This is a genomic window from Synechococcus sp. H70.2, assembly GCF_047462275.1.
GTDB lineage: Bacteria > Cyanobacteriota > Cyanobacteriia > Thermostichales > Thermostichaceae > Thermostichus.
In genome coordinates, this window is record NZ_JANSIU010000007.1 from 102,635 (window position 1) to 118,917 (window position 16,283).

At 59.5% G+C, this 16,283-nt stretch carries 11 protein-coding genes; 9 read left to right on the forward strand and 2 right to left on the reverse strand.

The features are described from left to right. Positions 1–101: 101 nt before the first annotated feature. Positions 102–4,709, reverse strand: a complete 4,608-nt coding sequence (gene gltB / locus NW822_RS08600) for a glutamate synthase large subunit (RefSeq protein WP_414404159.1) — start codon at positions 4,707–4,709, stop codon at positions 102–104. 210 nt (positions 4,710–4,919) lie between these two features. After that, on the reverse strand, positions 4,920–5,933 hold the full coding sequence (locus tag NW822_RS08605; RefSeq protein WP_414404160.1) for a hypothetical protein: 1,014 nt from the start codon (positions 5,931–5,933) through the stop codon (positions 4,920–4,922). Positions 5,934–6,231: 298 nt separating this feature from the next. Here NW822_RS08605 and NW822_RS08610 point away from each other — a divergent pair, with 298 nt between their 5' ends. From NW822_RS08610 to NW822_RS08650, 9 genes are all read left to right on the forward strand, one after another. After that, entirely contained in the window at positions 6,232–7,248 is a 1,017-nt protein-coding gene (locus tag NW822_RS08610; RefSeq protein WP_414404161.1) for an ATP-binding cassette domain-containing protein, read from the forward strand. Between the two features lie 43 nt (positions 7,249–7,291). Beyond that, entirely contained in the window at positions 7,292–8,146 is an 855-nt protein-coding gene (locus NW822_RS08615; protein WP_414404162.1) for an ABC transporter permease, read from the forward strand. Positions 8,147–9,031: 885 nt separating this feature from the next. Then, a complete protein-coding gene (locus NW822_RS08620; RefSeq protein ID WP_414404163.1) occupies positions 9,032–11,026 on the forward strand; it encodes a pentapeptide repeat-containing protein in 1,995 nt (664 codons plus the stop codon). A gap of 112 nt (positions 11,027–11,138) precedes the next feature. After that, complete coding sequence (locus NW822_RS08625) at positions 11,139–11,513, forward strand: DUF1257 domain-containing protein (protein ID WP_414362277.1); 375 nt, start codon at positions 11,139–11,141, stop codon at positions 11,511–11,513. A gap of 9 nt (positions 11,514–11,522) precedes the next feature. Continuing rightward, positions 11,523–11,738 carry a DUF2997 domain-containing protein gene (locus tag NW822_RS08630; RefSeq protein ID WP_414404164.1) on the forward strand — a complete coding sequence of 72 codons (216 nt, stop codon included), beginning with the start codon at positions 11,523–11,525 and terminating at the stop codon, positions 11,736–11,738. A 98-nt stretch (positions 11,739–11,836) separates the two neighbouring features. Then, a complete protein-coding gene (locus tag NW822_RS08635) occupies positions 11,837–12,481 on the forward strand; it encodes a helix-turn-helix domain-containing protein (RefSeq protein ID WP_414404165.1) in 645 nt (214 codons plus the stop codon). After that, positions 12,478–14,007, forward strand: coding sequence for an Hsp70 family protein (locus tag NW822_RS08640; protein WP_414404166.1), 1,530 nt, complete (start codon positions 12,478–12,480; stop codon positions 14,005–14,007). Before NW822_RS08635 ends, NW822_RS08640 begins: the two co-directional genes overlap by 4 nt. Positions 14,008–14,012: 5 nt before the next feature. Beyond that, on the forward strand, positions 14,013–15,428 hold the full coding sequence (locus NW822_RS08645; protein WP_414404167.1) for a pentapeptide repeat-containing protein: 1,416 nt from the start codon (positions 14,013–14,015) through the stop codon (positions 15,426–15,428). Between the two features lie 45 nt (positions 15,429–15,473). Further along, positions 15,474–16,256 carry a pentapeptide repeat-containing protein gene (locus NW822_RS08650; RefSeq protein ID WP_414404168.1) on the forward strand — a complete coding sequence of 261 codons (783 nt, stop codon included), beginning with the start codon at positions 15,474–15,476 and terminating at the stop codon, positions 16,254–16,256. Positions 16,257–16,283 lie beyond the last annotated feature (27 nt).

The window sequence follows — 16,283 nt, forward strand, 5'->3', positions numbered from 1 at the left end:
GCAGGATAAAAGGCCTGTATACTCCTGTATACTCTCGCAGTTTACCAGCCCCTTTGGCCGTCGGGGGGATAAGAAGTGTTACCGACCGGCCCTGCGATCCCCTACAACTGCACTGTTGCCGGCTGGGATCGCGTGGGATCCGTCAGCTCGCTGCCTTCTTCGGAAGGGGGAACCACCTGCCAGAACAGGGGCAGGTAGGACTCCCAGTTCTTAAGGATACGCTCGGCCTTGGGGGAATGGGTGCGGCGGTAGTGCTCCTGGATCAGGCCCTTCAGTTGCGCTTCCGCGGCTGCCGTTTGCACCCGCTGGATGCGCACAATCTCGCCGTTGACCTTGGCGGGGAAGTTGCCCTCTTCATCCAATACGTAGGCTAGGCCGCCGGTCATGCCCGCCCCCAGGTTGCGGCCCACCCGCCCTAGCACCACCACCACGCCGCCGGTCATGTACTCACAGCAGTGGTCGCCGGATCCCTCGATGACCGCCTGGGCACCGGAGTTACGCACGGCAAAGCGCTCTCCCGCCTGGCCGTTGGCAAACAGGGATCCACCGGTGGCTCCGTACAGACAAGTATTGCCTAGGATCACGTTTTCTGCTGGATCCCGGGGGGCTTCTGGGGGGGCAAGGATGACGATCTCACCGCCGCACATACTCTTGCCCACGTAGTCGTTAGCTTCCCCCGTCAGGGTCAGGCGCATGCCCGCCAGGGTAAAAGCCCCGAAGCTCTGACCGGCTGTGCCCACAAAGCGCAGATCCAGCAGCCCCCCTTGCTGGGCAAAGCCTGCATCCCCATACAGCCGAGCCAGGGTGCCAGCAATGCGCCCGCCCACACAGCGATCCGTGTTGGCAATGGGAAGCTCAAGCATGGCCGTGCCGCAGGTCTCAATAGCCTTTTGCACCTCAGGCCGAGCCAGGATGGCGTCGTCCAGCACTGGGCCGTTGCTGTGCACCGGCTCGTGCTCTAGCCACTCTGGCCGCTGGTGGGGAGCAAAGCCCGGGGGAGTTCGCAGGAGACACTCCAAATTCAAGGACTGGGTTTTCTCCAAAACCACACCAGCGCGGGGGCAGAGCAGATCCACCCGCCCAATCACCTCCTCCAAAGAGCGGTAGCCCAGTTGAGCCAAGATTTGGCGCACCTCCTCAGCCAGGAAGGTAAAGAAAGTAACCACCTGGTCAGGAGTGCCGGGGAAGCGCCTGCGCAGCTCCTCTTTCTGGCTGGTCACCCCTACCGGGCAGTTGTTGGTGTGGCACACCCGCGCCATGATGCACCCCTCAGCAATCATGGCTACTGTCCCGAAGCCGAACTCCTCCGCCCCCAGCATGGCCGCCATCACCACCTCCCAGCCGGTGCGGATGCCGCCATCCACCCGTAGGATTACCCGCTGCCGTAGGCCGTTCTCCAGCAGGGCGTGATGCACCTCCACCAAGCCCAGCTCCCAGGGCGCCCCTGCGTGTTTGATGGAGCTCAAAGGAGAAGCCCCTGTGCCTCCCTCGTGGCCAGAGATCTGGATGATGTCGGCATTGGCTTTGGCTACCCCTGCCGCCACCGTGCCAATGCCCACCTCCGCCACCAGCTTTACCGACACCTGCGCCTGCGGGTTGACCTGGTGCAGGTCAAAGATTAACTGCGCCAGGTCCTCAATGGAGTAGATGTCGTGGTGGGGCGGCGGCGAGATCAGGGTCACCCCTGGCTTAGAGCGGCGCAGCTTGGCGATGTAGGGGCTGACCTTTTTGCCCGGCAGTTGTCCGCCTTCGCCTGGCTTGGCCCCCTGGGCAATTTTGATCTCAATTTGCTGCGCGTTAAGCAGGTACTCTGGCGTCACGCCAAAGCGGCCCGAAGCCACCTGCTTCACCGCCGAGCTGGCATTGTCCCCCATGCGCAGGCCCTTCAGGTGGGGGAAGCGCGCCGACGTGCCCTCCGGGGTGACGTCGGTGATGGGGATGTAGCGCTCTGGATCTTCTCCACCTTCGCCGGAGTTGGACTTGCCACCGATGCGGTTCATGGCAATGGCTAGGGTCTCGTGGGCTTCGCGGCTGAGGGCCCCTAGCGACATCCCCCCCGTGGTAAAACGTTTGAAGATGGCTGTAGCGGGCTCTACCTCTTCTAGGGGAATGGGATCGCGGTCGCTGCGAAAGTCCAGCAGATCCCGTAGAGCAGTGGGGGGGCGGTTGCGCAAATAGGTCCGGTAGATCTCGTAGTGCTCGGGCTGCCCTGAAGCAATGGCCTTGTGCAGCAGTTTGGCCATTTCTGGGCTGTTGATGTGGTACTCGCCCTTGGGCCGCGCTTGGATAAAGCCAAAGTTCTCCAATTTTTTGGCAGTGAGCTCTGGGAAGGCTCGCCGGTGATTGGCCATACCCTCGCGGGCCAGTTCCGCCAGGGTCATCCCCCCCACCCGCGACACCGTGCCGCGGAAGGCCAGGTCAATCACCTCTTGGCTGAGGCCGATGGCCTCGAAGATTTGCGCCCCGTGATAGCTGGAGAGGAGGGAAATGCCCATTTTGGAGAGGATCTTCAGCAAGCCCGCCTCGATGGCGGCGCGGTACTTCTGTTGGGCTTCAGCCACCGAGACCTGGGGCAGCTTACCGGCCGCCATCTGGGTTTGCGTCTTGGGCTTGTGCCACCACTGGCGCACCGCCTCGTAGGCTAGGTAAGGGCAGACGGCGCTGGCCCCATAGCCAATCAAGCAAGCAAAGTGGTGGGTACTCCAGCACTGAGCCGTCTCCACCACCAGAGAAGTGCGCAGGCGCAGCCCCTCCTGAATGAGGTGATGGTGGACAGCCCCTACGGCTAGCAGAGGCGGAATCAAGGCCTGCTCAGCACTGAGACCGCGATCTGAGAGGATCAAGATCTCTACTCCTTCCCGCACTGCCTGCGCCGCCTCTTGGCACAGGGCCCGCACTTGAGCAGCCAGCCCCTCTGGCCCAGCGGCCACTGAGTAGAGGATGGGCAGCGTCCGGCAGGAGAAAGGCGTGCGCTGCAGGGCGGCCAGCTCCGCCTCGTTGAGCACCGGACTGCGTAGGTGCAGCAGGCGAGCATGCTCAGGGCGGATCTCCAGCAGGTTGCCTTTGGATCCCAGATACATGTCCAAAGACATCACCAAGCTTTCCCGCAGGGGATCGATAGGGGGGTTGGTCACCTGCGCAAAGCGCTGCTTGAAGTAGTCGTAAAGGGGGTGGGGCTGGGCGGAGAGCACCGCCAGCGGCGCGTCGTCCCCCATGCTGAAAACCGGCTCTTTGCCCGTAGCCGCCATCTCCTCGATAATCATCTCCACATCTTCCGAGGAGTAGCCGCAGGCGGTTTGCAGTTGGAGCAGCTGTTCTTCGGTAAGCTGCGGGGTCCTCTCAAAGTCTTGGCTAGCCAACTGAACGCGGTGAGCCCTCAACCACTCTCCATAGGGGTGCTGAGCCGCCACCTGTGTTTTGATCTCCCAGTTTTTGTAGAGCTGGCCACTTTGCAGCTCCACCGTCAGCATCTGCCCTGGCCCCAGCCGCCCCTTTTCTAGGATCTCGGCTTCCGGCAGGGGAACCACCCCCGCTTCCGAAGCCACTACCAGCAACCCGTCGCGGCTGAGGGCGTAGCGGGCTGGGCGCAGGCCATTGCGATCTAGAGTGGCGCCAATGGTTTTGCCGTCGCAGAAGACCACCATCGCCGGCCCATCCCACGCTTCCTGCAGGCCAGCGAAAAACTCGTAGAAGTCCACCACTTCCGGGTGATTCTGCAGCTCTGGCTGGTGGCGGTAGGCTTCCGGGATCAGCACCATCATTGCCTGCTGGCTAGAGTAGCCAGAGGCAACCAAGAGCTCAAAGACCGCGTCCAGGCCTGCCGAGTCGCTGGTGCCGGGATCAATGACGGGCTTGAGCTCCTCGATGGCCTCGCCCCAGAGGGGATGGGCCAAAGAGGGCTCGCGGGCGGCCATCCAGTTGACATTGCCCAGGTAGGTGTTGATCTCGCCGTTGTGGCAGAGGTAGCGGAAGGGCTGGGCCAGCGACCAGCGGGGCAGCGTGTTGGTGCTAAAGCGGCGGTGGTAGGTGGCGTAGGCGGTGGCGTAGAGGGGGTTTTGCAGATCGCGGTAAAACTGGCCTAGCGCCGCCGACTGCACCATGCCCTTGTAGACAATTAGCCGGCAGGAGAGGGAAGCAAAGTAGATGGAGTAATAGCCAAACCGGCTTTCCACCTGCCGCCGCAGGCGCCGCCGCAAGAGGTAAAGCTGCCGCTCCAGCTCATCTCCCTCCAGCCTGGGATGGGTAAGAAGCATCTGCCAGATGGAGGGCAGGGTTTGCCGTGCCATTGGCCCCAGGCAGTCTGGATTGACCGGCACCCAGCGCCAGAGGGGCCGTCCCCACTCCGTGGTGGCCAAGTACTCGTCGATGAGCTGGCGCACCGCCTGGCACTCGGCGGGATCCGGGGGCAAGAACACCATGCCCACGGCACTGCGGCGGGGATTCCAAGCCCGGATCTCCTCCCTCTCTGCCTGCAGCAGTTGCCAGGGAATGGCTGTGGCAATGCCAGCTCCATCGCCGCTTTGGTTGTCGCCGCCGCAGCCGCCACGGTGCTCCATGCAAGCAAGAGCAGCAAGGGTTTTTTGCAGCAGCTCGTGGCTAGCTCTCCCCTGGCGATCCACCAGGAACCCAACGCCGCAGGCATCTCGCTCTTGAAAGTGCCAGCTTTCCTGCAGGATAGGAACCGAGACCTGGGAGCGATGGGGGGTCATAGGAGGAAAAACAGCTGGGAATCGTTCGCGTTATGAGAGTTGGGAAACTAGCATATCGCAATTCCATCCAACCGGAAAGGAGGGCAGCCCCCAGCTGGGGCTGAGACAAAGACGCCCCAAGCGGCAAAGACAGTCCAAAAAGGCTTGCTGGGAACGGATTTTCACCCCCAGCCCCTCTGCTGGAGGGAGAGGGGGTCTTGGGGGCAAAAGTTATCTAAAAAAGTCAGAAAAAGTATTCCGCAGGTCGGAGAGGCGATCCCTAAAGCAAGTAAGCCGATCCTCAGTAGAGTTCAGCAGGGTTAAATCCGCCCTGCCGGTTGCGCCCTCGGATCCCAAGAGGGGAACACTCATGCGGCTGGGATCGGCAGGATTCTGGGAGACGCGGATAACCGTTCGCTCGCGGTTAAACTGATAGGCCTCGGCCACGTAGCGGATGGGCTCGCTTAAGCTGGGATCCACCGGCAAGTCAGGGGCTGGCAAAAGGTCCACCAGCTCGGTAAAGGTGCCGCTCCGCAGGCCCACCACGGCAGCAGCTCCCAACTGGTTGCAGATGGCAATCAGCACCGGCTCTTGGGGGCTGGCGCTAACGTTGGCCAAGGTAACAGTGACATTGGCCCGCCGGGGTGCTGGGGAGTAGGTAACCTCAAAGGTGCGGGCAGGAGCATTCCCCAGTTCGTCGCGGGCGCGAAAGCGAAGCTGCCCCCTGTAGGGCAGGAGGGAAGAAAAGTAAATGCCAAAGCGGTCGCTAGGGCCACGTCCGGGGATACTGGACTGGCCAGGGACGTAGGCGAGGACGGCGCGGCTTTGCCAGTTGTTGGGCGGTGCATAGGGCAGCAGGGGGCCACTGGTGAGGCTGGGGGGATCGGGGGGAGGCGCATCCGGCTGGCCATCCCTGTTCAGATCCAGGCCATTGCCCAAAAAGGCCACCGAGCGCTGCAGCAGGAGGGGGCGGTTTTGGTTATCGACCAGAGGAGGTTGCCCTTCTGCCAGCCCTGCATTCTCCACATAGACGTTGAAAGGACGATTCAAGATCTGGTTGTCCCGCTGCCGCCGCAGGTTGAATTGGAGGTAAGGCCCCACCGCGCCCGCCGTCGGGGATCCCCCCGTAATGGCAAAGTCGTCGGCCCGCAAAAAGGCATTTTCCAGCGGGCTAAGCGGGGTTGTTGCCTCGCCGCAGCCGACCAGGCCGAGGGCAAAGGTTACCAAAGTTCCAAGGGTTGCCACAGAGCCCCCTTGGGGGAAAGCTGGCAAGGGGGATCGGCAGGCAAGCTTTGGCTTGAGCATTCCTCTCCTCTCCACAACCGTTGGCGACGGTTTAGCCCAACCGAACTCAATGGCAAGGTGGGCAGGGATCCGCCCCCAACCTACCCAGTGGCCTGAACTACTATACCCTGAGGCTTGGTTTGGCTCCCAACTTCCCAGGGAGTCGGCGGCTACAGAGCTGCCGAGAGGGGGCAAGCCCATGGCTCCCCCTTTCTCCCAAGCGGCTTGATAGCCTAGAGGAAGCGAAAGGTGGAGGCCCATGTCAGATACCCCTGCGGTCTTGGTTCAACAACTCCAGAAGCGCTACGGATCCACCGTGGCGGTGGCGGATGTCTCCTTCCAAGTAGAGCCTGGCCAGATCTATGGCCTTCTCGGCCCCAACGGCGCCGGCAAAACCACTACCCTGCACTGCCTGTGCACCCTGCTGCGCCCTGACGCGGGCCGGATCGAGGTGTGCGGGATCCCGGTCAATGAAAATCCCAAGGCGGTACGCGAAAAGCTGGGCTTCGTTGCCCAGGAGGTGGCCTTAGACAAGGTGCTGACGGGGCGAGAATTGTTGCAGTTGCAGGCGGATCTCTACCACCTGCCGCGGCCTTTGGCCCGAGAGCGGATTGCTGCGGTCTTGGAATTGCTGGGGCTGGCCGACCGCGCCGACCAACGCATCGGCACCTACTCCAGCGGCCTGCGCAAACGCCTAGATCTGGCGGCAGGACTGCTCCACCAGCCCCAGGTGTTGGTTTTGGACGAGCCCACAGTGGGCCTGGATATTCCCAGCCGGCAGGCCATCTGGGACTTTCTGCGCCAGCTTAAAAACACCGGTGTGACGGTGGTGCTCAGCAGCCATTACCTGGAGGAGATCGACCTGTTGGCGGATCGGGTGGCCATCATCGACCGCGGCAAGGTGATTGCCGAAGGCACCCCAGAAGAGCTAAAGGCCCGCGTCGGTGGCGAGCGCATCACTGTCAAGCTGCAGGAGTTTGCGCCGCCAGAACTGGCCCAGCGGGGAGCCGAACTGCTGGCATCCCTGCCCTTTGTCCAAAAAGTGGTAATCAACAGCGCCCAGGGCAACGCCCTCAACTTGGTGGTGCGGCGCAATGGGGAGGATCCCCTCAGCCAGATCCGTGCCTGCCTCGAGGCCCATGGGCTGGAGGTTTTCAGCAGCACCCAATCCCGTCCCAGCCTGGATGATGTGTATTTGGCGGCAACCGGGCAAACCCTCCTGGATGCGGAGCTGGCTGCCGCTGAAGCCAACCTGGGCAAAAAGAATTTTCCCTGATTCCCGATCCCTACCTCGTTCAAAACTTTGCAGGAGCCTTGGTATGACCTCTGCCGCTTCCCCAACCCCATCCAACCCAGTTCCTCTATTTACGGCCGACTTTTGGCAGGAGACTTTTGCCCTCACCCGACGCTTGTTTATCCAACTGCAGCGTCGCCCCGTAACCCTGCTGGTCGGCATCATCCAGCCGCTGCTTTGGTTGATTTTGTTCGGGGCCTTATTTCAGAACGCCCCTGCTGGCATCTTTGGGGCTGGACAAAACTACACCCAGTTTTTGGGAGCAGGAGTTATCGTGTTTACGGCCTTTGGCGGGGCTTTAAATGCCGGCGTGCCAGTGATTTTCGACCGGGAGTTCGGATTTTTAAACCGATTGCTGGTGGCTCCCCTTACCTCTCGCTTCTCCATTGTGCTGGCCTCTAGCCTGTTCATTATCAGCTTGTCGCTGCTGCAGACGGCAGTGATCGTGGGGGCAGACTACGTCCTCGGCGGCGGGATCCCGGACGGGCGGGGGCTGGCAGTGGTGGCCTTGATCGTGGGCCTATTGGTCTTGGGCTTTACGGCCCTGAGCTTGGGCCTGGCCTTTGCCATGCCAGGTCACCAGCAGCTGCTGGCCTTTATCTTTTTGGTGAATTTGCCCCTGATTTTCTCCAGCACCGCTCTGGCTCCCCTTAGCTTCATGCCCACCTGGCTGCGCTGGGTGGCTAGCCTTAACCCGCTCACCTTTGCCATTGAGCCGATTCGCCACGTCTATCGCACCAGCAGCTGGAGCTTTGCTGATGTGGTGCTGCAGGCCCCCTGGGGCGATCTCACCCTGGCGGGATCCCTGGGCCTCTTGACGGGGTTTGTGGTGGTGTCAGTTCTGCTGGTGCAGGGGGTGCTGCGCAAGAGCTTGGCGTAAACTACCCGACTCCGACCGCCAGAGTTCCCACCCCTCAACGGTGGTCAGCAACCCTGTCCAGGCCTTCTTGCAGAAAAGGACTTCGTCCCGCTAGCGGGAAAGGTAACAAAGCCACTCTCGAACACCTTGACCGGACGATTTTCCGGCTGGCCAACCCTACGGGCAGAGGCCACTTGCCTGCAGACCTGTTGTGCCAATCGCGCCAGCGGGACGGAGTCCTTATTGCTGGATAAGCCAAAGCGGGTACGGATTTCAGTTGGACGGTGTTCTGCTTCACCCAGTAAGGCCTCCGACCCGCTGGTGCAAGCAGGGCTTGGGCAAAAAAGCAAACAAGGTCGCCTCCAGCTTGGCGGCTGGCGATGTAGAGACCTTGAGCTTGCGGGAGAGAGTCAGGACTCGGCTCATAGCTTTACCCTCTCAAGCAAAGCCCTATTCCTCCCGACCCTACAGGTACAGGGCAGGGCTGCTGCGGTTTCTATAGGTTATCGCGAACGGGCCGGCAGCACGGAGTGCCTAGAGAACGTCTTAATCGAGTTTGAAATGACCATCAATTCAATTGTCTGGCACAAGGGATCCCTTTTCCAGGTTTGAACTCCTCTTCTCGAGCCTGGCATGCTTGAAATGCTCTAGACAATCTTAAGACTCGATTAAGACTGGCTTCCTGGAGAGAACCCCTCAAGTTTGACTTGAGCCCTCTCCAGGGCCAAGGTAAAAATGGAGACGAAGCTAGCCAACAGGGGATAGACCGTGGCTATCAGCAAGGGTGGACAAGTTGCCGGTAGTTTAGAAGTTATTCAGTTGGTTTCTAGAAGGGGGGATCTCGTTAGCGGAAATGGAGCTATTGGAAGTTTTGGCCAAAGAAGCAGAAAGCTTTTTCTACAGACAATGCTACAACCCCTGGATTGGGAAGTGCAGTTTGCGGTTTGGAAAACCCTACTGAACTCTGGCATCCCTCCACTGGTGCAAGTAGCAAAAAGATATCCCGTTCCCCTACGTCCAGTTGGAAACCCTGAAGAGAGATATCGAGCCGGCGAGCGGGACTTTCGCTGGGCAGATCTGGGGAGGGTCAACCTTAGCCGGCTAGATCTAAGGGGGCTTGACTTAAGCGGGGCCAGTTTAGTTCGGGCAAGGCTGAGCCAGGTCAATCTAAGCCACACCAGCCTGATTGGAGCCAACCTCAGCCAGGCAGACCTCAGCGGCGCAGATCTGAGAGGAGCCAACTTAAAGGGAGCTAATCTGATGGGGGCCAATCTCATTGGCGCCAACTTGCAGGGAGCCAATCTGGCAGACGCCAACCTGAACTGGGTCGTCATTTCCCCCGAAACGCAAATTGATCGCAAGTGGCGGCTGGTCTGGGAAATTGTCAACGGCCATGCTCAGGGAAAAAACCTAGCTCAGGCGGACTTGAGCGAGGCCAACTTGGATTGGGCTGACCTGCGGGGGGCCAACTTGGCGCAAGCAGACCTAAGGGGGGCACGGCTTGTCGGTGCTAACTTGCAGGAAGTCGACCTCCAGGGAGCCGACCTCCGGTGGGCCAGCTTGGAGGGAGCCAACCTCAGCGGGGCCGATTTGAGCGCAGCTTGCCTGCAACTGGCCAGCCTGCGGGGAGCTATCCTTTCCCCCGAAACCCAAATTGACCACAAGTGGCAGCTGGTCTGGGAAATTGTCAATGGCCACGCTCAGGGGAAAAACCTAGCTCAGGCGGACTTGAGCGGGGCCAACTTGAGCTGGGCAAATCTGAGCGGGATCAGGCTCACTGGCGTGAACTTGGTGGGAGCCGACCTGAGCGGGGCCAACCTCTGCGGCGTAGACCTACAGTGGGCAGACTTGAGCAAAGCCAATCTAAGCCAGGCGGATCTGAGGGGGGCCAACTTAAACCAAGCGGATCTCAGCGGGGCAGACCTAAGCGGTGCCAACCTCAGTGGAAGCAGCCTGATCAAGGCCAAACTAGCCAAGGCCAAACTTGTGGGGGCCAAGTTGGCGCAAGCCAACCTCGTTGGAGCCAAGCTGAGACGGGCTAAGCTCAACGGCGCAGACCTAAGGGGGGCCAGCCTCATTGGGGCCGACCTCAGCGAAGCCAAACTGGGCAAGACAGACCTGAACTTGCCTAGCTTGAGATGGACGGTGATTTCTGGAGAGGCCAGCTCGGAGAGTAGCTGGTGGTTCATGATTTTCCATGCTGGCGCCCCTTCGCAGGAGCTGAGCCAAACAGACTTGAGAGAGGCGGACTTGAGAAAGGCCAACCTTAGCCGGGCAGACCTCAGCGGGGTAAGGTTCAGTGGAGCTAACCTAAGCCAGGCTTATTTGATTGGGGCAGATCTCAGCGAGGCCAGCCTAGATGAAGCCAATCTAAAGAGGGCCAAGCTGGGCGGAGCCAACCTCAGCGGCGCCGACCTGAGGGGGGCAGATCTGGAGCTGGCCAGTCTGCAGCGGGTGATCCTTTCTCCTGCAACCCAGATCGAGGCCAAGTGGCGTCTAGTGTGGGAGATCGTCAACGGTCAAGCCTCCAAGAGAAACTTGAGTGGGGTTGACCTGAGCGGCGCTAATTTGAATTGGGCCAAGCTCAACGGGGTGCAACTGGTCGGGGCAAACCTAAGTGGAGCCAGCCTCATTGGAGCGGATCTAGGAGGATCTAACCTCAGCCAAGCCAATCTGAGGAAGGCCAATTTGAGCTACGCCAACTTGGAGGGATCCAATCTAGACAATGCTATCCTAGAAGGCGCAAAACTTGATTTTCAGTGGCAGTGGATCTGGCTCTTCCTTTGGTTCAAAGGTTTGGCAACCATCTGGTTTGGTTACCCCAGTACCCCTCAACTGCCTCCTCCTGCTACGCCGGATCCCAATCGGTATCTCCCAGCCGAGAAGCCCAAGGAGAAGTGAACACTTCTGTTCTTTGGCTAGGGCCACGCAGGTTTGTATCCTAGCAAACACTTTTTAATCCAAGAGAGCTGCTTTAGGATAAAGGCGTGTCCTTCTGAGGAGAATCCCCACAGTGTCTCACTTCACCAGCATCAAGGTTCAGTTCAAAAATAAAGAGATCCTGAAAAGCATTTTGGTTGCCCAAGGTCACGAGGTTCTGGAAAACACTTATGTCCGGGGGTATGGAGGGAACCGCGTCCGGGCAGATCTTGTGGTCAGGCGCAGCAACGGCTACGACATTGGCTTTCGCCAACGGGGGGACAGCCTGGAGATGATTGCCGACTTTTGGGGAACGGGAGTCACCGCTGAGGCTTTCTTAGCGCCAATCCGCCAAGCCTACACCCGCGAGCAGCTCCTTGCAACGGCAGCGGAGAAGGGGTTTACCGTAGAGTCGGAATCTGTGGACGAGAAAGGACAGATCAGGATTGTGTTGGGGCGCTGGGCTTGAGGAGGCGTTATGGCGGAATATCAACAGGTTGAATACATCATCGACAAAGATGGCAACGTGATTGAGCGCGTGCTTAATGTCAAAGGCAAGGGCTGCCTTGACCTAACTGAGGAAATAGAAAGGGCATTGGGCACAGTTCAAAAAAGGGAGCTGTTGCCTGAATATGACCAGGCCTCAGTCATAGAAATAGAACAAAATGTCCAGCGTCAGGTAGAGCGTTTATGAATGCCCCAAACCCCTTTCTGGATCCCCTGTCTGGTTTAACCAAAGGGATCCAAAGGACTCTGGCTAGGATTCCATTTTGGAGTCATAACTCTGATGAAATGAAAAGTCATGATACGAAAAGTCATGATACCCTGCTGCGCAATCTCATGCAGGCTGCCGGTATCTCAACCTGGCGAGAGCTTCGACAAAAGGCCAAACTGAGTCGAGGAGCCCTAAATGCCCTGAGAACTGGCCAGGCCGAAAAGCTGAAGTTAGCCGATCTCAATCGAGCGGCCAGCATTTTGCAAGTGCCCTTGCCGAGCCTTATTCAAGATTTCAGCGGAATCGAGCTAGCATTGGAGCCTGCAGAAACGGCTCAGGAAGTGCAGCGGCTGCACAAACAGCTAGAACAGCAGGAAGGGCAATTGCGCCATCAAATCCGCGCCGAACTAGTGGAAAAGCTCAAGCCTCTTTTGGTGCAATACCCCACCCTGCAGCAGGTTGTGCAGAGGCGACCGGATTACCCTGCCCAGCAAGTCTTGGCTTTGCTGAACTGTCTGGGCAACTTGTTGGAAGACTGGCAGTTGGAAACCATTGGCCAGGTGTGGCAACAGGTGGCCTATGACCCAGAAAGCCACCAGGCAGATGAGGAGGATATCCAGGCGGGCGAGCCGGTCTACGTTCGCTTTGTGGGCTATCGACTTAGGGATCAAGTTTTAGTTCGAGCCAAAGTCAGTCGCACTCTACCTTCCTTGGCAGCATGACGACGTTGGCTATTGATTTTGGCACTTCCAATACGGTGGTCTGTGCCTATCAAAATCGAAAGCCGATTGTGATCGACATACCAGGGATCACCCACCGCTACGACGGCAGCCCGCCTCTAATTCCCTCGGTTCTCTTTGTCGGCCAAAACCAGCAATTTTTGATTGGGGCACCTGCCCAGGCCAAACGGGATCCCAAGCGCCTATTCAAAGGCTTTAAGCGGGATCTCTCTCAACAATTCCAGCCGGCCCCAACCTATGTGGATGGACAGGCCTACACAGCCCAAGAGGCCACGCGGATCTTTCTGCAGCAGCTTCTTGCCAAACTCAAGGCGGAGGGCTGGCAGCCCGATAAGGTGATCTTGACCGTGCCGGTGGGAGCCTACGAGGCCTATTTGCACAACCTGCAAGAGGTGTTTGGCTCCCTAGGGATCCAACAGGTTGTGTTCCTCGACGAGTCCACCGCGGCTGCTTTGGGCTACGGGGTGCAGGAACCGGGATCCCTGATTTTGGTGGTCGATTTGGGGGGCGGAACTCTCGACCTCTCTTTGGTCAAAATCTTGAAGCCAAAGCAGGGCACTGCTTACCGAGCTGAGGTCATTGCCAAAACTGACCGGGCCTATGGCTGTGGCGGCGTCGATATCGATATCTGGATTGCCGAATGGCTGCTGGAGCAGTTGGGCCGCAAGCGACACCAGGTTCCGGCCAGCAGCTTCCAGGTTCTGTGCGAGGTTGCTGAGCGGCTCAAGATCCGCCTCTCCAGCCATTCTCAGGCCAGCGAGGCCTGGCTGGATGAAGACTCCTTTGAGACCCACACCTTAACGCTTCAGCGCGAACAACTCCAGGAGCTGTTGGAAGAGCGCGGCCTGCTGACGCGGCTAAGAGAAGCCATCGATGAGGTCATCGAGAAAGCCCACAACAAAGGGATCTCTAAACGAGATATCCACCAGGTGGTGTTGGTGGGTGGCACCAGCCTCATTCCAGGGGTGCAGCATCAGGTCATTAGCCTCTTTGGCCGCGACAAGGTTAAGTACCACAAGCCGTTTGAGGCAGTGGCCCACGGCGCTCTGGCCTTCACCCAGTTTGCCCGCCTTCAAGATCATCTCCGCCATACCTACGCCCTGCGGCTCTGGAATCCCTATTTGCAGGCGCCCGACTTTTTCCCTCTCTTTAAGAGCGGCACGGCCTATCCTGCCACGGTGGAACTGCCTCCCTTGCAGGCCAACGCCAATGGACAAAGCCACATCAACCTGGTGGTTGGTGAGATGGCCGAGGAAGGGGCAACCGAAGTTGTTTACGGTCCCGACGGTCGGATGCAGATTCGCAACAGCAGCGCAGCTTCTAGCTTTCGTCCCCTTGGGAGCCACAAGCAGCTTTCCATTCCTCTCAAGCCCCCAGGGCAGGTAGGAGTGGATCGTTTGCAGGTCACCTTTGCCGTCGATGCTGGGCGAACTTTGCGGGTAACGGTAGTAGATTTGCAAACTCAAAAGACCCTTATGCAGCAGCAGGTGGTTGGGAGGTTAACTTGAGAGGGATGGCGGAAAACTTTGATCCCGTTCTGGGTGGGCAGCAATTGGCCGGCTCCGATCCAGTCATGGGAGGCTTGGTAGCTGTTGAGCAAGCCCTAGACAGTCCGGATCCCAAGGTGAGAATCCAAGCAATCAAGGGTGCTCTGAAGTACGGATCCAAAGGGGCCGAGCTTGTTATCCAGGCCATGCGAAATGATCCCAACTGGGAGGTGCAGTTTGCGGCTTGGGAGACGCTGCTGGAAGCGGAGGATCCGCAGCACGTGCAGGTGGCAAGGTCCTATCGCCTTCCCCTCCGACAGCTGGGAGATGTCCGAGCAAGGTATGAAGCGGGAGAGCGAGATTTCCGCTGGGCCAAGCTAAGCAGAGCTGACCTGAGCCAGGCCAAGCTGAGCGGGGCCAACCTGAGCGGGGCCAGTCTGAGCAGGGCCAACCTGAGCGGGGCCAGTCTGAGCAGGGTCAACCTGAGCCAGGCCAAGCTGAGTGGGGCTGACCTGAGCAGGGCTGACCTGAGCCAGGCCAAGCTGAGCAGGGCCAACCTGAACCAGGCCAAGCTGAGCGGGGCCAACCTAAGTGGAGCCAACCTGAGCGGGGCGGACCTGAGCGGGGCCAACTTGAGCGGGGCCGACCTGAGCCAGGCTAACTTGATCTTGGCCAAGCTGAGCGGGGCCAACCTGAACCAAGCCAAGCTGAGCGGGGCCAACCTGAGCCAGGCTAAGCTGAGCAGGGCCGACCTGAGCGGGGCCGACCTGAGCGGGGCTAACCTGAGGGGAGTGAATCTTCAGGGATCCAACTTGTTCTGGGCTAGGTTGAGGAGATCCCTGCTCTCTGCCGAGACGCAGATGGATCCCAAGTGGCGGCTGGTCTGGGAAATCGTCAACGGTCAGGCGAATGTCAAGAACCTGAGCGGGGCCGACCTGAGTGGAGCCAACCTGAGCGGGGCCGACCTGAGTGGAGCCAACCTGAGCGGGGCCGACCTGAGCAGGGCTGACCTGAGCGGGGCCAACCTGAACTGGGCCAACCTGAACTGGACCAACCTGAACTGGACCAACCTGAACTGGGCCAACCTGAGCGGGGCCGACCTGAGCAGGGCTGACCTGAGCAGGGCTGACCTGAGCGGAGCCAACCTGTGGCAAGCCAACCTGAGCGAGGCCAACCTGAACTGGGCCAACCTGAGCGAGGCCAGGCTGTGGCAAGCCAACCTGAGCAGGGCCAACCTGAGCGGGGCCAAGCTGTGGCAAGCCAACCTGAGCGAGGCCAAGCTGTGGCAAGCCAACCTGAGTGGGGCCGAGCTAAGGGGAGCAAACCTGGACGGCACGGATCTGAGAGGAGCAAACCTGAGGGACGCAAAACTGAGTTTTGGGTGGGGATGGTTCAAAGACCTAACAGGCACCATCCTTCCTGATGGGCAAGTTCACTCCTAACTTTTCTCTCAGCGCCAAGTACTGGCTAAACCAGGGAGGCAAGCGGTGGCGGAAACCTTTGATCCTGTTCTGGGTGGGCAGCAATTGGCCGGCTCCGATCCAGTCATGGGAGGCTTGGTAGCCGTTGAGCAAGCCCTAGACAGTCCGGATCCCAAGGTGAGAATCCAAGCAATCAAGGGTGCTCTGAAGTACGGATCCAGAGGGGCCGAGCTTGTTATCCACGCCCTGCAAAATGATCCCAACTGGGAGGTGCAGTTTGCGGCTTGGGAGACGCTGCTGGAAGCGGAGGATCCGCAGCATGTGCAGGTGGCAAAGGCCCATCACCTTCCCCTCCGACAGGTTGGAAATGTTCGAGCAAGGTATAAAGCGGGAGAGCGGGATTTTCGCTGGGCCGACCTGAGGGGGGCCAACCTGATCTTGGTCAACCTAAGCGAGGCCGACCTGAGGGGGGGCAATCTGAGCAGGGCCAACTTGAGCGGGGCCAGTCTGAGCAGGGCCAACTTGAGTAGGGTCGACCTGAGGGGATCCGGCCTGAGCTTGGCCGACCTGAGCGGGGTAAACCTGATCGAAACCAACCTGAGCCAGGCCGATCTGAGCGGGTCCAAGCTATGGTGGGCCGACCTGAGCGGAGCCAACCTGATCGAGACCAACCTAAGCAGGGCCGACCTGTGGCGGGCTAACCTAAGCAAGGCCAACCTGAGCAAGGCTGACCTGAGGGGGGCTGACCTGAGGGGGGCAAACCTAACGGGCGCAAAACTAAGTCCCGGCTGGGATCGATTTGCTGACTTGAGTGGGGCCATCCTCCCCGACGGAACTGTCCATCCCTAGGCGGATCCCTTTGCTAGACTACCTACA